This is a genomic window from Nocardia sp. NPDC059229, from assembly GCF_042754165.1.
Taxonomy (GTDB): domain Bacteria; phylum Actinomycetota; class Actinomycetes; order Mycobacteriales; family Mycobacteriaceae; genus Nocardia.
This window is the reverse complement of sequence record NZ_JBHZAK010000001.1, coordinates 737,833-761,585: the sequence shown is the minus strand read 5'-3', so window position 1 is coordinate 761,585 and position 23,753 is coordinate 737,833. Positions and strand designations below refer to the sequence as shown.

Below are 23,753 nucleotides of genomic sequence, written 5' to 3'. Positions count from 1 at the left end.
TGGGCCCCCGCCGCGGTGGGCCGGCCCGGGCTGGTCGGGGCGCGGGGGGGCGGCTCCCCCCCCGGGGGGGGGGGGGCCCACACCCCCCGCCCGGCCCGCCAGGTCCCCATCGACGACCTGCGCACCGAGCTCGACCTGACCAGCGTCCCCAATTGGGGGATCGTGCTGCGCCGCGGCCTGGTCGAGCTCACCGCCCACGATTTCGACCTCATCTCCCGCGCTATGGTCGGGCAGTGATGGCGAATGACGGATTGCGCACCGAATTCGAGCACGCCGACGAAAGTCCCGGTCTCTTGCTCTGGCAGGTGACCAACCGCTGGCAGGCCGCGCAACGCGCGGTACTGGCCCCCTTCGACCTGACCCACGTCCAATTCGTCCTGCTCGCCGCCCTGACCTGGCTCACCAGCCGGTCGGGCGGCGATCCCGTCACCCAGCGCGACCTCGCCGACCACGCCGCCACCGACCCCATGATGACCTCCCAGGTGCTGCGCACCCTGGAACAGAAGGGCCTGCTGGAACGGCGCGATCACCCCACCGACCGCCGCGCCAAATCCCTCGTTCCCACCGAATCCGGTGCGGCCCTGGTCAATCGGGCCATCGGCGCCGTCGAAACCTGCGACCGCGACTTCTTCGCCCCCCTCGGCGACCACACCCCCCACTTCACCGCGGCATTACGCCAACTCCGCGACCGCGGCTAGTCCAGGTCTCCCACAGCAGCGGCCACAGCACCAGCGCCGCCACCGCGCAGACCAGCGGCAGGGCTGTCAGATGTGAGGCGAACAGGCCGAGGAGCACAGCGAGCAGTGTGCAGGGCAGCGGCCAGGCCAGGATCCAGCGCCGACCCGCGCCACTGCGCACGCCGCTCAGGCCGACGACCGCGAAATAGCATGCGGCACCGCCGCACAACGCCCAGCCGACACCGGTGCTCAGATGTCCGTGGGTGTGATCCATCGCCAGACCCAGGCCGGCGGCGAGGGTGGCCAGGCCGCCGGTGATGCCGCAGTGCGTGAGCATGATGCGCTGCCACGGTTCGTCGGCCGCGGCGATCGACTCGGTCATCAGGCGCGGCACGAAACCGAACAGGAGGGTCAACGCCCACAGTCCGGCCAGGATCACGAACGCGGCGAAGGCCAGGCCCAGTACAGCAGCGGTCCACAGTTGCCCACCCAGCGCGGTGATGATGCCGATGACACCCTCGCCGAGCACGATGATCACGAACAGCCCGAGCCGCTCACCCAGGTGCGCCGGATCCGCGTGCACCGCTTCCATTTCCGTCACTCGATCGGGATCGAAGCGCGGGCTGCGCTCGGCCCGCTGCAATCGGGCGCGCAGCCGCTTGCGCGCCTCGGCCAGCATCTGCTCGCCGCTGACCGCGAACATGATCCACAGATCCAGCGCCAGGCCCGCGGCCCACAGCCAGTACTTCGCCGGTTCGCCCACCCACAGCGAGATGATCCACGGGTACACGCCGATGGTGAGCTGCACCGTCGGCCAGTCGACCACGATCTTGCCGCGACCCCACAGATGTTCGGATCCGAGCCGCACCAGTACGTAGACCGCCGCGAAGGTGGTGGCGTGCCGGTCGGGAATGCCGGGGACGGCCGCGGCCATCAGTCCCAGGCCGAGCATGGCCGACAGCATCAGTACCACCCGCGCCTGGTCCCGAGCGATATTGCCGTACAGCGTGATGCAGGCCCAGACCATCCAGAACGCTAGGTAGAGCACCACGTACAGCCCGAAGTCGCCGAGTGACGGACCGCGGTGCAGCAGGTGCGTCAGCTGGCCGATCCCGGCGACCGCCACCAGGTCGAAGAACAATTCCATCCAACTCGCATGACGTTCGTGCGTCTCATGCGTCTCCCGCGTCTCATCGACCACGTCCGCACGCTAACCGGACTTTTTCCCAACCGTCCAGTTTCCGTGCCGCCACGCCGAGGGCCACCACACCTGTCGGAGGGCACTGTCATGATGGAGCGCGTGACTGCCGCGACCACCCAGGCCCAGCTCCGGCTCGACGACCTCGATGCCGAGCAGGCCGCGGCCGTGCGCGCACCCCGGGGACCGGTCTGTGTGCTGGCGGGCGCGGGCACCGGCAAGACGCGCACCATCACCCATCGCATCGCGCACCTGGTCTCGGCCGGGCACGTGCGCGCCGACCAGGTGCTGTCGGTGACCTTCACCGCCCGCGCGGCGGGTGAGCTGCGGAATCGGCTGCGGGCACTGGGTTTGAGCGGTGAGGCCGGGCAGGTGCAGGCGCGGACCTTCCACGCCGCCGCCCTGCGGCAGCTCAAATACTTCTGGCCGCAGGTGGTCGGCGATGTGCCGTGGCGGCTGATCGACGGCAAGTTCCCCATCGTGGCCCAGGCCGCCGGCCGGGCGGGGCTGCCCACCGACACCGACAGCCTGCGCGACCTGATCGGCGAGATCGAATGGGCCAAGGGCTCGCTCGTCGCGCCCGAGGACTATGCGGGCGAGGCGGCCCGTCGGCACCGCGATGTGCCCTACGAGGCGAAGAAGGTCTCGGCGGTCTACACCTACTACGAGGCCCTGAAGAACACCCCCGACGGGTTGCTGCTCGATTTCGACGATCTGCTGCTGCACACCGCGGCCGCGCTCGAGGACTATTCGTCGGTGGCCGAGGAGTTCCGCGGCCGCTACCGGTGTTTCGTGGTGGACGAGTACCAGGATGTCACCCCGCTGCAGCAGCGGGTGCTCGACGCCTGGCTCGGCGATCGCGACGACCTGACCGTGGTCGGCGATGCCAACCAGACCATCTACTCCTTCACCGGTGCCAGCCCGGCCTATCTGCTCGACTTCTCCCGCCGCTTCCCCGACGCCACCGTGGTCCGCCTGGAACGCGACTATCGCTCCACCCCGCAGGTGGTGTCGCTGGCCAACCGGGTGATCGGTGCGGCTCGCGGCCGCATCGCGGGCACCCGGCTGCAGCTCATCGGCCAGCGCGCCGACGGCCCGGAACCGACCTTCGCCGAATTCGACGACGAGCCCGCCGAGGCCGCCGCCGTCGCGAAGGCGGTGGCGAAACTGCTCGGAAACGGTGTTCCCGCAGCGGAAATCGCGATCCTCTACCGCATCAACGCGCAATCGGAGGTCTACGAGCAGGCGCTCACCGAGGCGGGCATCCCGTATCAGGTGCGTGGCGGCGAGGGCTTCTTCCACCGGCCCGAGGTGCGGCAGGCGGTGTCGGCGCTGCGCACGGCCGCCAATCGCGACGACCTGCCCGATGCCCGCGGCGAGCAGCTGGTCACCCTGGTGCGCGCGGCGCTGGCCCAGGTCGGGCTCACCAAGGAGGAACCGGTCGGCGCCCAGGCCCGCGAACGCTGGTCCTCGCTGATGGCGCTGGTCCAGCTCACCGAGGAACTCGCCGAACAGGATCCGGATCTGGAACTGACCAGCCTGCTGCGTGAGCTGGCCGCCCGCGCCGAGGCCCGGCACCCACCGACCGTGCAGGGCATCACCCTGGCTTCGCTGCACGCTGCCAAGGGTCTGGAGTGGGACGCCGTCTTCCTGGTCGGCCTGGCCGACGGCACCCTGCCCATCCAGTACGTACTCGGCCCGGACGCAACGGTTTCCGACGAGGCCGCCCTCGAGGAGGAACGCCGCCTGCTCTACGTCGGCGTCACCCGCGCCCGGGAACACCTCCAATTGTCCTGGGCCCTGGCCCGTTCCGCGGGCGGCCGCAAGGTGCGCCGCCGTTCCCGCTTCCTCATCGGCCTGGTCCCCGACGACTCCCCGGCCTCGCGCATCGCCGCCCACTCCACCGAGCGCCGCAACGGTCCCAAGCGCGTCCACCCGACCTGCCGCATTTGCGGTCGGCCGCTGCTGAATACGCAGGCCACCATGCTCGGCCGCTGCTCGCGCTGCCCCGCCGACATCGACCCGGAACTGCTGGAAGCGTTGAGGGAATGGCGCCGCGAGAAGGCCGAGGAGCTGTCACTGCCACATTTTGTGGTGTTCAGCGATACGACCCTGACCGCCATCGCCGAACAGCGCCCGGCCGACGACCGAGCCCTGGTGGCGATCCCCGGCATCGGGGCCAAAAAACTGCAGACATACGGCGCGGATGTCCTCGCGATCGTCCGATCGCGGCTGCGGGACTCTTCCTAGTCCGTGCGAAGAATGTGTGCAAGCCCCTAAAACCGCAGGTCAAAAATAGGTTGTGCGCATCCGTATGGATACCTAGTGTGGTTCTCACGCACCGGGGAAGAACCCGCGTGTTCCAAGCACTGATCGCATACGAGTGAAGGAGGGAGGCAGACCGATGAACAACATTTCGAGCTTCGTTTCGACCGGCAGCATCGCCGGCCGTCCGGCGACGGCACGTGTCATGTCCGTCGCGTCCGTCTCCCGGGGGATCCTCGCGCCCAAGGGGATTCGTATGTCCGGCGTGAATGGCGATCTTGGTCTTCAGGTCTTTGCAAGCAAAGCCCAAGCGGATCAGCAGATCGTGATCAAGCAGGACAAGCCCAAGGGTGACTGGCACCCGGCTGCCGTGTACGCGGCCGTCGAAACCCTCGCAGTCGCAACCGGAACCGAGCGTCCGGTGCATCTGCTGGCAGCCCGTCCCCGCACTACCGACCCAGCGACCGTGATCAGGAGTCGACACCGAAGTCGACTCAGGTAGGGAATCACTCCCAGACCTCCTGGCCACGGATCGCGAACCCCGCGAAACCGTGGCCAAAGTTTTATCGGCCCTGCAGCCACCGGCACCGGTTTCGCGAAACACCGAACGACCGATGCACGAGCTGAAGGAGCCCGACGTGTCCACCACGGTCATCCGTGAACGAGTGACATGCCGCAACACCGTGGCCAACACGACGACCCGCACCCGCCGGGGAGTCACCATCACCCTGCCCTGCCGAGTCGGCAACCCGGACCTCTGGTTCGCCGAGGCCCCCGCCCAGCTGGAAGAGGCGAAGGCGCTGTGCGCGTCCTGCCCGATCCGTCAGGGCTGCCTGTCGGCCGCACTGGATCGCGGTGAGCCCTGGGGTGTCTGGGGCGGTGAGATCTTCGACCAGGGTGTCGTGATCGCCCGCAAGCGCCCGCGTGGCCGCCCGCGCAAGGTCGCGGTGGCATGACCGCCCCGGCTTCCGGGGGAGTAGAACGCATACGACCCGCTTACCAGACGGTAGGCGGGTCGTTTTGCGTCGCAGGGAAATTCAGCTCGCGGCGCGGAGGGTCTCGACGTAGCCGGGGACCCAGTCGTTCATGAGCTTCATGAAGGGGATTTCAGCGTCGAGCTGGGCACAGATCCCTACCGACCCGCCGAGGACTCGGAAGATCATCACGTGTTCCGCGGGGAGTTGCAGGGAGCGAGCGGTTTTCATCATGTCGGCGTTGGAGATGTCGGTGGCCTTACCCGCCACGCGCTGCATCCACCGGCGGGTGAAGTGGAAGGTTTCGGTTTTGATGGGGTCGGTGAAGGGACGCAGGTAGTCCTGGATCTCCTGGATGCTCACGGTCTTGCCCGGGATGACCCAGCCGTTGTCGTGCAACAGTGCCGTCAGCTCGTCGTAACGCTGCTGGACCTCGAGCGCCACCATCTGGCCCAGGATCTTGGGGAAGCCATTGGGCAGGGGAGCGCAGGCGCCGTAGTCGATGACCGCGAGGCGGCCGTCCTCGAGCACCATGAAATTGCCCGGATGCGGATCGGCGTGCAGCAGGCCCGCGATCGACGGTGAGCTGAAATGGAATTCGCCCATCAGTGAGGCCGTTTGATTGCGCAGGTCGACCGTGCCGGCCGGGTCCGCCATGCCGCGCTGAATGATCTTCGAGACCGGGGTGGCATTGTCCAGCCACTCGGTGACGATCACCTTCGGTGCGCTGGCCACCACCTTCGGCACCAGGAAGCGCGGGTGCCCCTCGTAGGCCCGGGCGAACTGGCGCTGGTGCCCGGCCTCGATCCGGTAGTCCAGCTCCTCCTCGGTGCGCTCACTGATCTCGGCGAGGATCGGCTTGATGTCGGCGCCCGGAATGAGCGCGCTCATCATGCCCGCCATCCGGTTGAGCGTCTTGAGATCGGCGCGCAGCGCCTCGTCGGCACCCGGGTACTGCACTTTCACCGCGACCACCCGGCCGTCGGACCAGATCGCCTTGTGCACCTGGCCGATGCTGGCCGAGGCGGTGGGCGCGTCGTCGAATTCCCGGAATCGTTGCCGCCAGCCGGTTCCCAGCTGCTGGTCCAGCTGCCGGTGCACGGCCGCGGCCGGCATGGGCGGCGCGGCGGCCTGCAGCTTGGTGAGCGCCTCGCGATAGTGCTCGCCGAACTCCTCCGGGACGGCGGCCTCCATCACCGACAGCGCCTGACCGAACTTCATGGCGCCGCCCTTGAGCTCACCGAGCACGGCGAAGAGCTGTTCGGCGGCCTTCTGATTCAGCTCGGCGTTGATCTCCTGCTTGTCTCCCCCGGCAAGTTTGCGGCCGAAACCCACGGCCGCCCGCCCTGCGATGCCGAGTGGAATCTTGGCCAGCTTGGCATTGCGGGAAGAGCGCTTGCTCACAATCTCTGACACGTTCCCATCATGCCGATGTCCCAGACGGTCCGCCATGGGATTGGGGTGTTCTTCCGGGTTGGCGGCGATAGTGGTTTCCATCACACCACCGCGTTTTCATGGCAACCACAGTTCGGATGGACGGGCCAGGGACGCCGATCCAGGTGCGGAATCTCCGGATCCAATTCGAGCGTGGCATGCAGGGTGGCCGGTGGATGCTCCGCCCGGCCGAAGGACACGGTCTCGATCTCCTTCAGCGCCAGGGCCCCGGTCATGGCCACCGCCGCCGGGGACGCGTACCCGACCCGCCCCAGCAACTGTGCCGCCAGTTGCGGCCACGCCGGTTCGGACTCGGCGCGATACAGGTCCGCGCAACGCAGACAACCGGTTTCGCCCGGGAGCACCAGCGGGCCGACGATCCCGCGCCCATCGCGGATACGGACCTGCAGATGAGGAATGCGGCGGCGCATGAGCGCGGCCACCAGGGCCGGATCCGGGACCAGGGTGTCGGACAGCACGAGCAGATCCGGCCGGTCCGCCTCGAGACTCTCGATGCCCGGCTCTCCGTAGCGCGCGTGGGAGTGCTTGGCCCGCAGGCCGATTCGGCGCAGGCCGTCCAGCAGTGCGTCCGCCAGCGGCCCGCGGCCGTGGACCCGCACCTTCCGCAACCGTGCGCGCGGCTCATCCGCGGCCAGCAGCTCCGCGGCCGCCATCTGCTCGAGCAGCGACTGCGCGATATCGGTCCCGAATCCCAATTCCCGGGCCTGCCAGAGAATCTCGGCCTCGGTGCGGGACCCGTCCAGTAGCCGCAGCAGCGCGGGTACCGCCTCGATCGGCCCCGGCGGTTGCAGGATGACCGCGTGCTCGGGATCCCACCCGAGCTGGACCGCGCCATTCGGGCGCACCAGTACGGTGATTCGGGGATGGAGCATCGGTCCACGGGTCGGCAGCACAGTGGTCATGCCATCAGCGTGCATGCTCCCGGAAACGCCGAAACCCGCGAAAACGCTTGTTCATCAGCGCTTTCACGGGTTATCCACAACTCGGGTCAGGGCCTTGTACCCATCCACAGGTCAGGCGGTGGCGTCGCCCTCGGGCTTGTCGCCGGTGGAGTCCTCGCCCTTGCCTTCCTTTTCCTTTTCGGCGCGCTCCCGCGCCTCCGTCTCGGCCAGCTGCGCCAGCGGATCGTCGAACACCGCCGCGCCGCCGCCCAGCACCGAATCGATGAAGCCCGCCGGGGCGTCCAGGTCGGAGGAGTCGGGCAGCAGGTCCGGGTGCGCCCACACGCCGTCGCGCTTCTCCAGCCCGGCGTCGGTGGTCAGCCGCCGCCACAGCGCCGCGGCCTCGCGCACCTTGCGCGGCCGCAGCTCCAGGCCGACGAGGGTCGCGAAGGTCTGCTCGGCCGGCCCGCCGGTGGCGCGACGACGGCGCAGCGTCTCGGCCAGCGCGCCCGCACCGGGCAGCCGATCGCCCACGGCGTCGGTGACCACGGTCTCCACCCAGCCCTCGATGAGGGCCAGCAGCGTCTCCAGTCGCTCCAGCGCGGCCTTCTGCTCGGGGGTGGTCTGCGGTTCGAACGTGCCCTGCGACAGCAGCTCTTCCAGCTTCGACGGATCCTGCGCCAGCGCCATGGGATCCAGGTTCTGGGCGGCCTGCTCGATGGCCGAGAAGTCCATCTTGATGCCGCGCGCGTAATCCTCGACCGCGCCCAGCACCTGCTGGCGCAGCCACGGCACGTGCGCGAACAGCCGCTGGTGCGCGGCCTCGCGAGCGGCCAGGTAGACCAGGATCTCGCTCTCCGGCTGCTCGAGCCCGGCGCTGAATTCCGAGATGGCCGCGGGCAGCAGTGCCGCGGTGCCGTCGGGACCCAGCGGCAGGCCGATGTCGGTGGAGGTCAGCACCTCCTTGGCGAGCTGGCCCAGGGCCTGGCCCAGCTGCGAACCGAATGCGAGTCCGCCCATCTGGCCGAGCATTCCGAACATCGGCGCCGCGAATTCCTTGGCCTCGGCCGGGAGTGTGGCGGTCCACATGCCCGAAACCTGTTCGGCCACCGGATCACACAGCCGCTTCCAGGTGGGCAGCGTCTCCTCGATCCAGTCGTTGGCGGTCCACGCGACGGTCTTGGTCGCGCCCGCGGGGAAGGTGGTGGCGGCGTCGAGCCACAGCTCCGCCAGGTGCGCCGCGTCGGCGACCGCGCTCTGCGCGCCGGACGAGACGGGCGGGACACTGGACCCGAGCTGCTGGCGGGCCAGCCGCTTGGCGATGTCGTAATTGACCGGACCGGTCTGTGCGCCCGGCTGTCCCATGCTCGAGAACATGGCACCCAGCTGCGTCAGCATCTGACCGAGTTGCGAGGGATCGAATCCGCCGCCGCCCGGACCGCCCATGGCGAATCCGAACGGGTTGTTCGCACCAGAACCGCTGGACTCGTCCCCGGGCTTGCGCTCCGGATCGTCGTCGCGATTCGAGAATCCGAACGGAAAATCACTCATACCCACTACGGTACTGGAGCCGCGGACCACGCGAACCGCCGAGCGGAGCGCGGCAATGGCCTCGATGACCAGTACCCTTGGCCGCGTGAACCGTCGGATATTCACCCTGCTCGCCGCTCTGGTCCCGATTCTGGCGCTGGGCATACTTGGCAGTGTCGTCACCGTTCCGTTCGTGGCGCTCGGACCAGGGCCGACCTTCAATACGCTGGGCGAAGTCGACGGAAAACAGGTGGTCGACGTGCAGGGCGCGGCGGTGAAACCGGTCTCCGGCAATCTCAATATGACGACCGTCTCCGTTCGCGATCGGCTGAACATTTTCGAGGCGATCGGCTTGTGGATCGACGGCCAGCATGGTTTGGTGCCGCGCGCGGAGGTCTATCCCCCGGGGCAGTCGCGTGATGATGTCGACAAATCCAATCAGCAGCAGTTCAAGGATTCCGAGGACTCCGCGGAATTGGCGGCCCTCAACTATCTGAAGCTGCCGACCGCGGTGCAGCTGGCGAATGTCGCCGACGACGGCCCGGCCAAGGACATGCTGAAGAAGGGCGACGAGATCGTCAGCATCGACGGTAAGCCGATCGCCACCACCAAAGACGTTGTGACCGCGGTCTCCTCGGCCAAGCCCGGCACCACCATCCCCGTGGTGGTCCGCCGCGACGGCGTCGAGCAGACCGCCGAGATCACCCTGGGCGCGCGCCCCGACGATTCCGGCAAGGGCTACCTCGGCATCACTCCCGACGAGATCAACAAGGGCCCGATCAAGGTCGACTTCAACCTCGGCGAGATCGGCGGCCCGTCGGCGGGCCTCATGTTCACCCTGGCCCTCATCGACAAGCTCACCACCGGTGACCTGTCCGGCGGCAAGTTCGTCGCGGGCACCGGCACCATCGACCCCGACGGCAAGGTCGGCCCGATCGGCGGCATCCAGTACAAGATGATCGCCGCCCGCGAAGCCGGCGCCGAGACCTTCATGGTCCCCGCCGCCAACTGCAACGAGGCCGCTCAGCGCACGCCCGCGGGCCTGCGCCTGGTCAAGGTCGAAAACCTGTCCGGCGCAGTCCAATCGCTCGAGGACATCAACGCGGGCAAGGAAGTCACCAGCTGCGGCTGACCTCGTTCAGAAGTCGTCGGGATCGTTCTCCAGCGTGTGGCGCAGGGCTTCGACGAGATTCGGGGCGAGGTTGGGGGCGGTGCGCAGATCGAGGTCGCCGAAGGGATCCTCGTCCTCCTCGCTGGGGCGGACCTGCAGCAGCGACAGCGAGGTGCCGTCGCGCAGGACACCGACGAACAGGCGGGCGTCGCGGCGCTCGGCGTGGGTCATGGCCGCGCGGCGGGCGGCCTGGTCGGCGGCGTCGCGGTCGGCGAGCAGGGGAGCGATGGCATCGTCGAGGGTCTGCTCGGCGGCCGGCGGCAGCACCACGATCTGCTGTACCAGCACACAGCCCGCGACCGACGGCGGCCAGCTGGTGGTGGCGAGGAACTCGTCGAGCGCGATGGCGTCGGCCTCGCCCGCGATGTCCTCGGGGAAGGGTTCCTGCGCAATGGGAGTCAGGGCGTCCTGCTCGTCCAGTTGATCCAGCAGGCCGGGTTCGGCGGCGGCCAGATCCGCGGTCGGTACCAGGGCGAACATCTGCGGAGGGCGGTCCCAGCCCTCGCCGTCGACATATTCCGCGACTTCCCGGATACACCGGTACAGGGCCGAGGCCGCCCACTGCTCTGGATTCACCCGGCAATCCTCGCATCCCGCTCGTGTCGGGCCCACGCGGCAGGTGTTCGGCCGCGCGGCGGGCGTTTTACGTAGAGTGGGGCGCGAACGGTCCCCTGGGACCAACTCGCATCATCGGACTGCGACGCTGCGTGCCGGTATCCCGGCCGGGGCGTCGCCGGACCCTGGGAGAGTGGCATCGTGGGCATGCGCCCCCCGACCGGCTTACCTTCGTTGTCGCGACGCAGCCGCATTCTGCTGGTCACGGCCCTGGTGCTGGCCGCCCTGTTACTGGTCGGGCCCCGGCTCACCGACGCCTACACCAACTGGTTGTGGTTCGGGGAGGTGGGATTCCGCAACGTCTACACCACCGTGCTGTTCACCCGGATCCTGTTGTTCCTGGTGGTCGCGGTGGTCGTGGCCGTCATCATCTGGCTGGCGCTGCTGCTGGCGTACCGGTCGCGTCCGGTCTTCGTGCCGGCGAACGGACCCGGCGATCCGATCGCCCGCTACCGGACCACGGTGATGAGCCGGCTGCGTCTGTTCGGTATCGGCATCCCGGTGCTCATCGGCGTGCTGTCGGGTCTGGTGGCGCAGTCGAGCTGGGTGACGGTGCAGCTGTTCCTGCACGGCAGCTCCTTCGGGGTCAAGGATCCGCAGTTCCATCTGGACGTCGGCTTCTACGCCTTCGATCTGCCGTTCTATCGGATGGTGCTGAACTGGCTGTTCGTCTCCGTGGTGATCGCCTTCTTCGCGAACCTGGTGGCGCACTACGTCTTCGGCGGGCTGCGGCTGTCCGGCCGCGAGGGCACGCTGAGCACCTCGGCGCGCGTGCAGCTGGCCATCCTGGCCGGACTTTTCGTGCTGCTCAAGGCGGTCGCGTATTGGCTGGACCGCTACGCGCTGCTGTCGAGCACCCGCAAGGAGCCGACCTTCACCGGTGGCTCCTACACCGATATCAACGCGGTACTGCCGGCCAAGCTGATCCTGCTGTCCATCGCGGTCATCTGCGCCATCGCCTTCTTCGCCGGAGTCGTGCTGCGCGACCTGCGGATTCCGGCCATGGCGGCGGCGCTGCTGGTGCTGTCCTCGGTGCTGGTGGGCGCGGTGTGGCCGCTGCTGGTGGAGCAGTTCTCGGTGCGCCCGAACGCGGCCACCAAGGAACAGGCCTATATCGAGCGCAATATCGAGGCCACCCGCGAGGCCTACGGGCTCACCTCCGACAAGGTCGAGTACGTCAACTACAAGGGCGAGGCGACCAAGGACCCGGTCACGGTGCCCGCAGACCAGCAGACCATCAAGAACATCCGGCTGCTGGACCCGAACCTGCTGACCCAGACCTTCATTCAGCGCAACCTGCAGCTGCAGAACTTCTACGGCTTCCCGGACCCGCTGGACATCGACCGCTACACCATCAATGGTGAGATGGGCGATTACATCGTGGCCGCGCGCGAGCTGCAGCCGCAGAACCTGTCCGGTAACCAGACCGACTGGATCAACAAGCACACCGTGTACACGCACGGCAACGGCTTCGTGGCCTCGCCCGCCAACAAGGTGAACGCGGCCCCGCCCAAGGAATCCCAGCAGGCCGGGCAGTCCGCGGGCAGCGATTCCGGTGGCGGCTACGGCTATCCGGTGTTCAATGTCGGCGACCTGTCCACGGTCAGCGACCTGTTCACCGACAAGGCCAAGGAGGCCATCCCCGTCGATCAGCCGCGCATCTACTACGGCGAGCTGATCGCCAAGTCGGATGCCGACTACGCGATCGTGGGCAGCAACAACCAGCCCAAGCGCGAATACGACACCCCCACCGACCAGTTCACCTACGACGGCGCGGGCGGCGTGCCGCTCGGCAACTGGTTCAACCGGCTGGCCTTCGCGGCCAAGTACGCCGAGCGCAACATCCTGTTCTCGGGCGCCATCGGACCGGATTCGAAGATCATCTTCAATCGCAATCCGCGCGACCGTGTCACCCAGGTGGCGCCGTGGCTGACCGCCGACGGCGATGTGTACCCGGCCGTGGTGAAGGGCCGCATCGTCTGGATCGTGGACGCCTACACCACCCTCGACAACTACCCGTACGCGCAGAAGACCTCGCTGGACGGCGTCGTCGAAGACTCCATCGACCAGACCACGGGGCGTCTACTACCCCGCAAGGAGGTCTCCTACATCCGGAACTCGGTGAAGGCCACCGTCGATGCGTACGACGGCACCGTCAGCCTGTACGAGGTGGACAAGACCGATCCGGTGCTGAAGGCGTGGATGGGTGTGTTCCCGAACGCGGTGAAGCCGGAGAGCGCCATCTCCGACGAGCTGCGCGCGCACTTCCGCTACCCGGAGGACCTGTTCAAGGTGCAGCGCGAGATGCTGGCGAAGTACCACGTGGACGATCCGCGAGAGTTCTTCACCAACAACGCCTTCTGGTCGGTGCCCAATGATCCGACCCAGGAGGGCGCGGCCAGCGGGGCGCATCAACCGCCGTACTACGTCCTGCTCGGTGATACGAAGACCGGAAAGTCGCAGTTCAACCTGACCAGTGTGATGGTGGGTTACAAGCGGAACTTCCTGTCCGCCTACATCCAGGCGCATTCGGATCCCGACAACTACGGCAAGATCACCGTTTTGAAGCTGCCCCCGGATTCACAGACGCCGGGCCCGGGCCAGACGCAGACGTCCATGACGACGGCCGATCAAGTGTCCCGAGACCGGAACCTGTTGACCGGTGGCAATGTCAACAAGATCAAATACGGCAATCTGCTGACCCTGCCGGTCGGCGACGGCGGCATCCTGTACGTCGAACCCTGGTACCTGGAACGCAATACCGGCGGGCCCAATGCGCCGTCCTTCCCGCAGCTGGTGAAGGTGCTGGCCAGCTACCGCGACAAGGTCGGCTACGGATCGACGGTCAAGGAAGCGCTCGACCAGGTGCTGCCCGGAACCGGCAGTGCCGCAACCGATCAGCCGGGACAGGCGGCCACCCCGCCGGCCCAGGGCGCGACGCCGCCGACCACGCCGGTGACACCCCCGGCCACCGGGTCCGCCGGTAGGGATGCGGCGGTCAAGCAACTCGACGACGCCTTGAAGGCGGTTCAGGACGCGCAGAAGTCCGGTGACCTGGGCCAACTGGGCAAGGCGCTGGAGCAGTTGCAGACCGCTGTGAACAACTACGAGAAGACGGGTGGGTAACTGACCCGTTAGCGCGGGGCGCTGTCACCTCTGGGTGACAGCGCCTTTCGCATTCCTGGGCTCGATGTCTCGAGGTGCTGGTGTGGCTGGGGCGCTTCCGATTTCAGCGACCCGGTCGAGAGGTGAGCGCAGTGGGAGGCGCGGTCGACTTGACCGTGGAGAGCACCGGGGTGGTCTCGAGCGCGTGGATGGCGTCGAAGGATCCCAGGCGGCGAGTCAGATAGCGGTGCAGTGCGGCCGGGTCGGGGCAGAGGGCCTCGGCGATCAGGTTGGTGCGGCCGGTCGTGGCGGCGACGAACGCCAATTCCTCGTGCTGGGAGAGGGATTCGGCGACCGCGTCGAGCTGACCCGGAGCGACGGCCGCCCACAGCAGGGCGCGGGTGGTGACGCCGAAGGCGCGATCGTCGATGTCGACATCCAGATAGAGTGCGCCGGCAGCACGCAGGTCGGCGATGCGCCGCGCCACCGTGGACTGCGACCAGCCGGTGGCGGCAGCCAGGTCCGCCAAGGTCGCGCGGCCGTCGGCACGCAATGCGGAGAACAATGGCGCGTCGGTGGTGGAGACCGGTTTGCGAACGCCGGCCCGGGAATTCGACTGTCGACTGGAACCGGACGAGTCTGAGCCGTGTATCTCGGCGTGCCCGGCTGGTCCCTCCGTCTCGGTCGTCGGAACCGGGCGGCGGTTGTCGGCGGATGAGTTCGCTGCGCCCGGGACCGACGGCTCATCAGGGCTGAAAATGTTGTGTGACAGTAGTTTCCGGCGTTGCTCGGCGTCCAGCGTGGTGAGTCGACCGGGCCAGGCGGTCGGGCCGCCGAGGTAGGTGTGCAATACGTAGTGCGCGGAGATGCCGGTGATCGCCGAGGTTCGGGGAAGGTCGTCGAGCAGCAGCGCGGGTGCGTCGGGACCGGGGTCGTCGACGATGAGGAAGATTTCGGTGCCGCCGGAGGTGAGCATCACCCAGCTGGTGTCGCCGCGTTTCGCCAAGGCGTGCGCCAATTTTCGCGCGGCCGCCGGGGTGCAGGTGAGCCGGACCAGCCACTGGGTGGTGCTGGTGCGCCCCGGGTCCGGCAGCCCGACCACCCGCAGCCCGAACTCCGCGCGCAGGCGGCGGTAGCGGCGGGCGACGGTCTGGGTCGAGACACCGAGCACCTCGCCGATGCGGTTGAAGGGCGCGCGTCCATCGATGTGCAGGGCATGGACAACGCCGCGTTCCACCTCGTCCAGCATGGAAGAAATCATCGCAGATCAGGCTGATGCGGAAAATGTATGCAATCCGATGGCACTGGATAGCCGCTATTCCGCGCCGTTCGCAGGATGAAGGAGCGGGACACACCCGCCCCCACCGACGAACGGAGTACCCATGTTTCTCGTGACCGGAGCCACCGGCACCGTCGGCCGCGCGGTGGTCGATCGGCTGCTGGCCGAGGGCCTGCCGGTGCGGGCCGTCACCCGCCGCCCCGAGGCGGCCGGCCTGCCCGCCGGTGTGGAGGTCGTGCGCGCCGATCTCGGCGACGCGGACAGCCTGCCCGCCGCGCTGGCCGGTGTCCGCGGCGTCTTCTTGTCGACCGCGGGCCCCGAGATCCCCACGCACGATGCGAATCTCGCCCGGGCCGCGGCGGCTGCGGGGGCTGAGCACATCGTCAAGCTGTCCTCGGGGCGAGCCGGTGACGCGGCCGCGACCGACCCGATCCCCGCCTGGCATCGCGCCGGCGAGGACGCGGTGCGCGCGAGCGGGGTCGCGTCGACCATGGTGCGCCCCATGGGATTCATGTCCAACGCGCTGCACTGGGCGCCCTCGATCCGCGAATCCGCCACCGTCCGTGCGCCTTTCGGCCAGGGCCGCATCGCGGTGGTGGATCCCCGCGATATCGCCGCCGTCGCCCTCGCAGCGCTCGCCGACCCGGCGCGACATGCCGGTCAGGTCTACACGGTCACCGGTCCGCAGGCGCTCTCCCCGGGCGAGCAGACCGCGACCCTCGCCGAAATCCTCGGTCGCCCACTGCGATTCGAGGAGATCTCGGCCGACCGGGCGCGAGCGGATCTGCTGCGCTTCGGGGTGGAGCCGGAGCTGGCCACGGCCATCATGGCCCTGCGCGCCACGGCGCTGGAGTCCTTCACCTCGGTGGTGCACCCGACGGTCGCGGAGGTCACGGGCCGGTCACCGCGAACCTTTCAGGAATGGGCTCTCGATAATGGTGCGGAATTTACTGCCGCACAATAAGAATTGTTGCCTCCAAATAGCGAAAGGTGCTGCGTCGCCATTGACGCAGCACCTTTCCATTTCTTCCGGTATGGGAAGGAGACTCGGGTTATTTGCCCCAGGATTCGATGAGGGCGGCGTTGGACTGGAGAACCTGGTTGTACTGGTCCTGCACGCCGAACTGCTGGGCGAGGCCGCCGGCAACGCTCTTGGCCTGGTCGATGGCGGCCTGGCGATCGGTCGGGAGGGCGGGGACGGGAGCCGGGGACTCCGGGGCGGCCTGGGGCTCGGGCTCGCTGATGCCCGAGCGCAGGTACTGGCCGCACACCGGCCAGGCGCCGGCACCCTGGGTGGACAGCACGTTCTCGGCCACGCGGATCTGCTCGGCCTTGCTGGCATTGGAGGCGAGGCCGGCGCCGCCATTGGCGGCCCAGGTGCTCTGCGAGAACTGCAGACCGCCGTAGTAGCCGTTGCCGGTGTTGATACCCCAGTTGCCGCCGCTCTCGCACTGGGCGACGCCGTCCCAGTCGTGGGTCGGGGCGGCGGAGGCGGTTGCGGTGAAGCCGAACGGGACGGCAACAAGTGCGCCGGTGACGGCGGCGAAGCCGAGGACGCGAGTGTTGATCTTCCGGTTCTGTTTCATGGTGTTTTTCCCTCCCTGTGCCGACCGGCCCGGCGCAAATGCTCCGCCGTGTCCCTGTCCCCAGGAGTCGGGGTGCCCGACCGCGGGACAGGGTTTCCGGAGTGCAGCGGTTCGGGTCGGAGCCCATCTCAGGTTTGATCCGGGCCGCAACTGACGATAACGAGTAAATCTCGGCAGATCACGTCTTGATAACTTCAGAATTGCATGAAGCGAATGACCCGAAAAACGGCGTTGATGCAGGTTGGCTATGCTGCAAATGCCAATCCCGAGCGGTCTGTTATCTGGCCGTGATGTGATTCAACTCACCAGGAATTTGTGACTCCGGTCACGTTTCATGCTCAAATGAGCGACCAACGTGCGCGCGAGACTCTCAAATGGAAGATTTTCACCCTGATCACTCCGCTTTAAGGCAATCATCCGGTCTGCTTCGCTCCGCCACCCTCGCTCACCCGGCTGTCTTCCGCTCCAGAACCTGGCTTGACCAGCCGATTTGGTGCATCTCCTAGCCCGTGTGTAATGTTGTGTTCACCGACGCGGGGTGGAGCAGCTCGGTAGCTCGCTGGGCTCATAACCCAGAGGTCGCAGGTTCAAATCCTGTCCCCGCTACAAAGCGAAGGGCCCGGAACCATCAGGTTCCGGGCCCTTTCGCATATTCGAGACTCTCCCGTTCATGCCGGCGAGCATCCAACCCGATGTGTCGCCTCAGGAGGCCAGGCCGGGGTCTCCACCGGAGTATCAGGGGCGGGCGGGAAGTCGCGCGGAATTTGTGTCAGCCGACCTTGTCGAGGAAGGCCAGTAGGGCGGCGTTGATCTCGTCCGAGTCAACGCCGCGGCGGCCTGCGGATACATCCGCGCACAGGCGGCATCCGTGCTACGCGTCGCGGCGTAGCACCTCGTTCGTGAACCTCTCGAATTACTCAGCAAGCACACAGACATTTCGGGAGCGGAGCTTGGGTTTCGGTCGTTGAATGAGGTAGTGCTGCAGGACAGCACCCCGTGAGACGGAGTCCCAGGAGGTCCGGTCGTGCACACCGAAGCCATCGAGGTGGGAGATGTCGCCGCTGTCGACGCCGATGCGCAGGCGCGGCTCGGCCTGGTGGCCGGGGCGGGGGTGAGCCGGCTGGGGCGGCGCACGATCAATGCGGACGCGTTCGCCACGTTCACCGATGCCCGGCTGGGGCGGAGCGCTTTCGTGGTGGCCGATGGGGTGGGGGATCATCTGGCGGCGGCCCGGGCGGCGCGGCTGGTGGCGCAGGCCGCGGCGCGCGCGGCGGTCGGGGACGGTGCACAGGCCGGAATCCTGGCGGCGCAGCGGGAATTGCTGCGGGAGCTACCCGAGTCGAGCGCCGACAGCGTGCTGGTGGTCGCGGTGCTGCCGAGCAGTGGTCAGCTGGACGGCCCGTGCGATATCGCCTGGGTGGGTGACTGTAGGGCCTACCGGTGGAACGGCCGGGTCCTGCACCGCATGACCACCGATCACACTGTCGCCGAGTACTTCCGGGGGCGCGGGCACGACCCGCTGCCAGGGATGCGGCATCTCGTTACGACCTCGGTGCGGACCGTGCAGCCGGGTGAGATCGGGCGCGCGGCCACCGGGTCGAGCGCGGGCAGGCTGTTGCTGTGCACCGATGGGGTGGGCAAGAAGCTCGGCATGCCGATCATCAAGTCGATTCTGTCCCACGGGACTTCGGCGGGTCAGGCGGCGGAGGCGCTGGTGGGGACGGCCCTCGATCGCGGCGGCACCGACAACACCACCGCACTGGTGGTGGACGCGAGCCGCTGAGCCGGGCGGGTATTTCCCCGAAATCGCACATTCTGGACGGGTGACCAGGTAGCTTGGGCCCGACTTTGGCAGTGCGCAGCATCGGGGTTCGCCGTGGCAGACAGATCGACATCCATCCGCAGTCGCCTCGCCGGTCTGCTCCGGCGCAAGCCGTGGGGATCCACGTTCGCACGCGCCGCGATCGTGCTGCTCCTGGTGGTGCCGACACTGGTCTCGGCGGTTTACATGTGGATCATGTGGGATCCGGAGCTGTACCTGAAGCAGATTCCGGTCGCGGTCGCCAGCGACGATGCCGGCGGCATCTCCGACGGCAAGGCCCAGAACATGGGCACCGAGATTCTCGACAATCTGGTGTCCAGCGGTGAACTCCAGTTCCACCGGGTCAGCAGCGCGGAAGCGGTGCGCGGGCTGCGGGAGAGCCGGTACGCCTTCTCGGTCGTCATTCCCGCCGACTTCACCCGGAACGTGCTGAGCGTGACCGATCCCGCGCCGCAGCATGCTCGGATCATGGTCTGGTACAACGACTTCAACGGCACGCTGGGACCGGCCGTGGCCAATAGCGTTGTCACCGAGGCGCAGAACCAGATCGCGGCCACCATCGGGCGCGGATACGCCGGTCAGATCCTGGTCGGCGTGAACAGTCTCGGCTCCGGCCTCGGCGATGCCGCCAAGGGGGCGACCCAATTGGCCCAGGGCACCACTCAGCTCGCCGACGGCTCCGACCAGCTGACCGCCGGACTCGATCAGGCTGCCACCGGCGCGGCGCAACTCGCGACCGGCACTGGCCAGCTCCACACCGGTGCGCTCCAGCTCGCCGACGGCGCGAACCAATTGGTCACCGGCACCGATCAACTCGGCTCCGGAGCCCGGCAGATCCGCGATGGTGTGGACCAGGTCGTCACGCCACTGCTGGACGCCCTCCAACCCGCCGGACGGCTCGCGACCCAGCTCGATCCGCTGTTCGACCAGTTGAGCAGGAACCCGGACCCCGCGGTGGCCGACGCGGTCACCCAGCTGAAGAGCCTCATCGGCCAGGTCCGGCCGGACGACCCCGATTCGCTCGTCGGCCAGCTGACCCAGTTGCGCGACGGCACAAAGGAATTGGCCCGGCAGCTCACCGATCCCAAGGCCGACTACCGCTCCGGCGTGCTGGCCCTCGCCGACGGCAGCGCCCAATTGCGTGACGGCACGGCACAACTCGGCAGCGGCGCGAACGACCTGTCCACGGGCCTGGACCAGCTGGTCGCCGGCGGCCGCGACCTCAGGGCGGGCGTCACCCAATTGGGCGACGGCGCAACCCAGCTCGACAACGGTCTGCGCGACGGTGCGGCCGCCGCACCCCACATCGCCGACCCCAACGCCTCGGCCGACGTCATGGCCCAGCCAGTCACCATGGACATCCGCAATCAGGAACCCAGCCAGCTCGTCCGCGACGGCGACCGTAGCCACAAGGAGATCGCCCGCGGCGCAGGCCCCGTGCTCGTCGTGATGGGCTCCTTCCTCGCGGCCGTTGTCCTGTGGATGCTGGTGCGCCCCTTGCGTGGAGCCGCTCGCGGCCGTTCACCCTGGCGGCGCGCCGTGGGCCCCGTCCTGCGCGGCACCGCGGTCGGCGCGGCGTGCGTCATCGCCCTGTCCGCCCTCGCCGCCGGTTACGGCAGCTGGCTCGGCTGGTCCCCGCAACAGTGGCCCGCCATGGTCGCCGTCATCGCCCTCGTCGGCCTGGTGGCAGCGGTGACGGCTCAACTGTTCGTCGTGCTCTTCGGCCGAGTGGCCGGTTCCATCGCGGCCTTCTCCTTCTATATGTTCCAGATCTTCGCCTTCGGCGGCGTCTTCCCCGCCGGCACCACCCCACTCCTGTTCCGCCCCTTCAAAGACATCGCCCCCATGACATTCGCCCGCCGCGCCATCATCCGCACCGACATCGCGCTCTACGACCGCATGTTCTGGACCTCCATCACGGTCCTGCTCCTCATCCTCGCCGCCGCCCTGGCGATCATGATCGCCACCCGGTACCTAGCCGCCTCCGTACCCGATCCGGCCCCCGCCGATCGCACCCCCGAACCCCTGCACCCGATTCCCTCCCGCCCCTGAAAACCGGCTCTGACCAGTCGATTAGGTTCCCTTCCCCACTCGTGTGTAATGTTGTATTCACCGACGCGGGGTGGAGCAGCTCGGTAGCTCGCTGGGCTCATAACCCAGAGGTCGCAGGTTCAAATCCTGTCCCCGCTACAAACGAGGGCGGTCCTGACCAGTAGGTTTCAGGACCGCCCTCAACTTTTATCGAGGTTCGTGGCAACGGATTTGGCATCATCCGGATTCGACTGTGCCGATGGTCGCCCGAGCGCCAGTGAAATGCGTCGCTACCAGCTGATATCGAGCGGAACGCAGCGGAACCGGTGGGACTGTGATCGCTGGGTTGCCAGCCAATTGGTCCTAGACGGTTGCCCAGGTTGAGTTCGTTGACGTCCACGATCTTTCGGTCTGGGTGGTTTCTCGGGTGTCTCGCACCGTCCTCAGAAGGCGCCCTTGATGAGGCCACCGTCGACGCGAATTGTTGCGCCACTGATGTATTCGGCGTAGTCGCTGCACAGATACGCGACTGCTGCGGCGATCTCCTCAGCCTTGCCGAAGCGCCCGCGGTCGTTGGGGATGAGCGAATTCACCGCGTTGGGTTCGATCTGTTCCCACGTGTCGCCCCAGCCACGGGCGGGACCGATGCCGGTCACCAAGTCCTTCGTTGCCTCCACCAGGATTGCGCCCGGCGATACCACATTGGACGTGACTCCGGTGTCGTTCAGCTCTCGGGCGAGTGAGACTGCGAGATTGTGTCGGGCTGCGAGTGTCGCGTTGTATTGGGGGTGGGTGTTCATCGGCTGTGAAGCGAGTCCGCCGCCGATCGTGATCACTCGTCCCCAACTTCGTTCGCGCATCTGCGGCACGAGACGTTGGATCATGCGCACGCCCGAAACGACGTTGGTGTTGTAGGTGGACACCCATTCCTTCGCGGTCGCATCGGCCCACGACAAGTGGCGGTAGAAGCCAGCGTTGTTGACCAGGATGTCGACCGGGCCGTCGGCGAGAGCGGCTTCCACGACCTTGTCCGCACCGGCGTCGGTGTTGAGGTCCCCGAGCACCTCCGTCGCAACGCCACCCGTCGAACGGATGGCGTCGGCGACCTGACTTGTCCGGGCCTCGTCGCGGCCGTGCACGATCACCGCCGCCCCCTCCGCGGCCAGCAGTCTCGCGGTCGCCTCGCCAAGTCCGGCGCTCGAGCCGGTCACCAAGGCGCGCTTTCCGCCGAGATTCAGTTCCATTTCTGCTCCCGATTGTTGGATATCGATTTCAAAGGACGGCGTTCTCGGCGCTTCCCGGGAAGTCGGTACTCAGCGCGAGGTCCTTGCCGGCGTCGAACTCAGCTCGAAGCTGGTCGAGCTTGACTCCGATCCTGCGCTGGGCATCGCTGCCCAGGACGACCCAATGACGGCGCTCGGACGACGTCGCGCTTGCGTAGATGGCTTCGGCGGCCTTCGTCGGGTCGCCGGGGAACATCTCGGGGGTGATGCCGGCCAATATTTGTCGGAAGGCACCGGCCGTAGCCGCATAGTCCTCGATCGGCTGGCCGGAGGATTTCGTGCGGTGCTCGATCCCTGTGCGGAAGGAACCGGGCTGGATCACCATGGCGTGCAGTCCCAGCGGTTCGATCTCCTGCCAGAGGGCTTCGGTGAACCCCTCGAGTGCGAATTTGCTCGCCGAGTAGTAGCCGTTCGCGGGCAAGCTGGCGAAGCCGTCCATCGAGGACACGTTGACGATGACACCCGCGCGACGCTGACGCATGCTGGGGAGCACTTCGCGGGTCAGAGCGACGGCTCCGAAGAAGTTGACCTCGAACAGCCTGCGGTAATCGGATTCGTCCTGTTCCTCCAAGCCGCCGATGAAGTCGATCGCGGCGTTGTTCACGAGGATGTCGATCGCGCCGAAGCGGGCGAGGGCGGCCCGGACTCCATTGACGCGGTGCTCGGCATCGGTGACGTCGAGCTGGAGTGCCAGTGCGGTTTCCGGGTAACGCGATGCCAATTCTGTGGTGCTGGCCGTCGAACTCGCGGCCAGTACGGCGTGATCCCCACGGGCCAGGACATATTCGGCAAGCGCCTTGCCCAGCCCGCTCGAAGCGCCGGTGATCAACCAGGTCTTACGGCTCATGAAAAGTACTCCTTGCGAAGCGAAGTGGTTGTGATCGGTAAGTAGCGGATGCCGTTATTCGCCCGGCGGGAAGTCGGCGGCGGCGCTGGCCTCGGCCCACTTCCGCGTCTCGTCGGAGCGGTCGATGCCGGCCTTGAGGGCCGCTGTTACGGCTTGGGCGCCGAGCAGCAGCCGACGTGGCGGATCATCGTGGCCGACAACGTCGATGATCACCTGGGCAGCACGGGCCGGATCGCCGGGCTGCGTACCGTTGTTCTCCTGTCGGTACCGGTTCATCGCGCCGACGGTTTCCTCGTAGTCGGGCCCCACCGGGTACAGCTCCATAGACGAGCCTTGCCAGTCGGTTCGGAACGCGCCCGGTTCGACGATGATCACCTTCACCCCGAACGGGGCCACCTCACTGGCCAGCACCTCCGAGTAGCCCTCGACGGCGAACTTCGCACTCTGGTAGGCACCCATACCCGGGGTGCCACCGACTCGTCCGCCCAGAGACGAGAACTGCACGAAGACTCCCGACCGCTGCTTGCGCAGCACCGGCAGCGCGGCCCGTGTGACGTTCGCGACTCCGAAGAAGTTCGCCTCGAACTGCGCGCGAAAGTCCTTCTCGGACATCTCCTCGATGGGTGCGCTGTTCGCGTATCCAGCGTTGTTCACCACCACATCCAGTCGCCCGAACGCCGCCACCGCACTGTCCACCGCGGCTCGGGCGGCATCCGCGTCGGTGACGTCCAGCGCCGCTGTCCGAACCTGTGGTCCGTAGTGGGCGACCAGATCAGCCAGCTGTTCCGGTCGCCGCGCCGTGGCGAGCACCTGGTCTCCGCCGGCCAGAACCGCTTCCGCCAAGCGCCGACCGAAGCCCCTGGAAGCGCCGGTGATCATCCATGTACGAGACATATTCAGCCCCTTTCGAATTTGTGCCGATAAGCCGGTGGGACCACTGTCGCCTCGGTTGGGGGCATCGCACATCAGTCATCTGGCGCTGAGTCACCACGGCACTCGGCGAACCACTGATCGATACGGTTTCCGGCAGTTCG

General features: G+C 67.5%; 19 protein-coding genes, 2 tRNA genes and 1 pseudogene. 12 read left to right on the top strand and 10 right to left on the bottom strand.

The genetic code is table 11. The features are described 5' to 3' along the window. A pseudogene (locus tag ACFXHE_RS03560) lies at positions 1-237 on the top strand (hypothetical protein); the annotation flags it as partial. After that, on the top strand, positions 237-698 hold the full coding sequence (locus tag ACFXHE_RS03555) for a MarR family winged helix-turn-helix transcriptional regulator (protein ID WP_379380369.1): 462 nt from the start codon (positions 237-239) through the stop codon (positions 696-698). The pseudogene ACFXHE_RS03560 and the gene ACFXHE_RS03555, both read left to right, overlap by 1 nt. Here the strand turns inward: ACFXHE_RS03555 and ACFXHE_RS03550 are convergent. After that, on the bottom strand, positions 661-1,878 hold the full coding sequence (locus ACFXHE_RS03550) for a low temperature requirement protein A (RefSeq protein ID WP_379379396.1): 1,218 nt from the start codon (positions 1,876-1,878) through the stop codon (positions 661-663). The two genes, ACFXHE_RS03555 and ACFXHE_RS03550, sit on opposite strands and share 38 nt — an antisense overlap. Positions 1,879-1,968: 90 nt before the next feature. On the opposite strand from ACFXHE_RS03550, the gene ACFXHE_RS03545 reads away from it, so the two are divergent. From ACFXHE_RS03545 to ACFXHE_RS03535, 3 genes are all read left to right on the top strand, one after another. Next, entirely contained in the window at positions 1,969-4,125 is a 2,157-nt protein-coding gene (locus ACFXHE_RS03545; protein ID WP_379380367.1) for an ATP-dependent DNA helicase UvrD2, read from the top strand. 154 nt (positions 4,126-4,279) lie between these two features. Next, a complete protein-coding gene (locus ACFXHE_RS03540) occupies positions 4,280-4,642 on the top strand; it encodes a hypothetical protein (protein WP_379379394.1) in 363 nt (120 codons plus the stop codon). 112 nt (positions 4,643-4,754) lie between these two features. Then, positions 4,755-5,096: a WhiB family transcriptional regulator gene (locus ACFXHE_RS03535; protein WP_379379392.1), complete on the top strand. Its 342-nt coding sequence runs from the start codon at positions 4,755-4,757 to the stop codon at positions 5,094-5,096. A gap of 81 nt (positions 5,097-5,177) precedes the next feature. Here ACFXHE_RS03535 and ACFXHE_RS03530 read toward each other — a convergent pair whose 3' ends face one another. The 3 genes from ACFXHE_RS03530 to ACFXHE_RS03520 form a co-directional block, all read right to left on the bottom strand. Then, positions 5,178-6,566, bottom strand: a complete 1,389-nt coding sequence (locus ACFXHE_RS03530; RefSeq protein WP_379380366.1) for an ABC1 kinase family protein — start codon at positions 6,564-6,566, stop codon at positions 5,178-5,180. A gap of 44 nt (positions 6,567-6,610) precedes the next feature. Then, on the bottom strand, positions 6,611-7,471 hold the full coding sequence (locus ACFXHE_RS03525; protein WP_379379390.1) for a hypothetical protein: 861 nt from the start codon (positions 7,469-7,471) through the stop codon (positions 6,611-6,613). A 111-nt stretch (positions 7,472-7,582) separates the two neighbouring features. Continuing rightward, positions 7,583-9,001 (bottom strand): zinc-dependent metalloprotease, encoded by a 1,419-nt coding sequence (locus ACFXHE_RS03520; RefSeq protein ID WP_379379388.1) that lies wholly within the window; start codon positions 8,999-9,001, stop codon positions 7,583-7,585. 85 nt (positions 9,002-9,086) lie between these two features. Between ACFXHE_RS03520 and ACFXHE_RS03515 the strand changes: the two genes are divergently transcribed. Further along, positions 9,087-10,112 (top strand): PDZ domain-containing protein, encoded by a 1,026-nt coding sequence (locus ACFXHE_RS03515; RefSeq protein ID WP_379379386.1) that lies wholly within the window; start codon positions 9,087-9,089, stop codon positions 10,110-10,112. Between the two features lie 6 nt (positions 10,113-10,118). Here ACFXHE_RS03515 and ACFXHE_RS03510 read toward each other — a convergent pair whose 3' ends face one another. After that, complete coding sequence (locus tag ACFXHE_RS03510; protein WP_379379384.1) at positions 10,119-10,727, bottom strand: PPA1309 family protein; 609 nt, start codon at positions 10,725-10,727, stop codon at positions 10,119-10,121. A gap of 180 nt (positions 10,728-10,907) precedes the next feature. Here ACFXHE_RS03510 and ACFXHE_RS03505 point away from each other — a divergent pair, with 180 nt between their 5' ends. Next, complete coding sequence (locus tag ACFXHE_RS03505) at positions 10,908-13,892, top strand: UPF0182 family protein (protein ID WP_379379383.1); 2,985 nt, start codon at positions 10,908-10,910, stop codon at positions 13,890-13,892. Between the two features lie 103 nt (positions 13,893-13,995). Here the strand turns inward: ACFXHE_RS03505 and ACFXHE_RS03500 are convergent, their stop codons facing one another. Next, the gene (locus tag ACFXHE_RS03500) at positions 13,996-15,132 is read right to left on the bottom strand and encodes an Lrp/AsnC family transcriptional regulator (RefSeq protein WP_379379381.1); all 1,137 of its coding nucleotides are present in this window, start codon (positions 15,130-15,132) and stop codon (positions 13,996-13,998) included. A 121-nt stretch (positions 15,133-15,253) separates the two neighbouring features. Between ACFXHE_RS03500 and ACFXHE_RS03495 the strand changes: the two genes are divergently transcribed. After that, complete coding sequence (locus tag ACFXHE_RS03495; RefSeq protein WP_379379379.1) at positions 15,254-16,114, top strand: NAD(P)H-binding protein; 861 nt, start codon at positions 15,254-15,256, stop codon at positions 16,112-16,114. 88 nt (positions 16,115-16,202) lie between these two features. Here the strand turns inward: ACFXHE_RS03495 and ACFXHE_RS03490 are convergent, their stop codons facing one another. Then, positions 16,203-16,736: a transglycosylase family protein gene (locus ACFXHE_RS03490; RefSeq protein ID WP_379379377.1), complete on the bottom strand. Its 534-nt coding sequence runs from the start codon at positions 16,734-16,736 to the stop codon at positions 16,203-16,205. A gap of 532 nt (positions 16,737-17,268) precedes the next feature. On the opposite strand from ACFXHE_RS03490, the gene ACFXHE_RS03485 reads away from it, so the two are divergent. The 4 genes from ACFXHE_RS03485 (at position 17,269) to ACFXHE_RS03470 (ending at position 20,748) form a co-directional block, all read left to right on the top strand. Beyond that, positions 17,269-17,342, top strand: a tRNA-Met gene (locus ACFXHE_RS03485). Positions 17,343-17,760: 418 nt separating this feature from the next. Continuing rightward, positions 17,761-18,519, top strand: a complete 759-nt coding sequence (locus tag ACFXHE_RS03480; protein WP_379379375.1) for a PP2C family protein-serine/threonine phosphatase — start codon at positions 17,761-17,763, stop codon at positions 18,517-18,519. Between the two features lie 93 nt (positions 18,520-18,612). Next, a complete protein-coding gene (locus tag ACFXHE_RS03475) occupies positions 18,613-20,610 on the top strand; it encodes a YhgE/Pip family protein (protein ID WP_379379373.1) in 1,998 nt (665 codons plus the stop codon). A 64-nt stretch (positions 20,611-20,674) separates the two neighbouring features. Continuing rightward, positions 20,675-20,748: transfer RNA gene (locus tag ACFXHE_RS03470), tRNA-Met, on the top strand. A 284-nt stretch (positions 20,749-21,032) separates the two neighbouring features. Here the strand turns inward: ACFXHE_RS03470 and ACFXHE_RS03465 are convergent. The 3 genes from ACFXHE_RS03465 to ACFXHE_RS03455 all read right to left on the bottom strand — a co-directional run bounded on the left by ACFXHE_RS03465 (position 21,033) and on the right by ACFXHE_RS03455 (position 23,613). Further along, positions 21,033-21,800, bottom strand: coding sequence for an SDR family NAD(P)-dependent oxidoreductase (locus ACFXHE_RS03465; RefSeq protein ID WP_379380364.1), 768 nt, complete (start codon positions 21,798-21,800; stop codon positions 21,033-21,035). 61 nt (positions 21,801-21,861) lie between these two features. Continuing rightward, positions 21,862-22,719, bottom strand: a complete 858-nt coding sequence (locus tag ACFXHE_RS03460) for an SDR family NAD(P)-dependent oxidoreductase (RefSeq protein WP_379379371.1) — start codon at positions 22,717-22,719, stop codon at positions 21,862-21,864. Between the two features lie 54 nt (positions 22,720-22,773). Beyond that, entirely contained in the window at positions 22,774-23,613 is an 840-nt protein-coding gene (locus ACFXHE_RS03455) for an oxidoreductase (protein ID WP_379379369.1), read from the bottom strand. Positions 23,614-23,753: the final 140 nt, after the last annotated feature.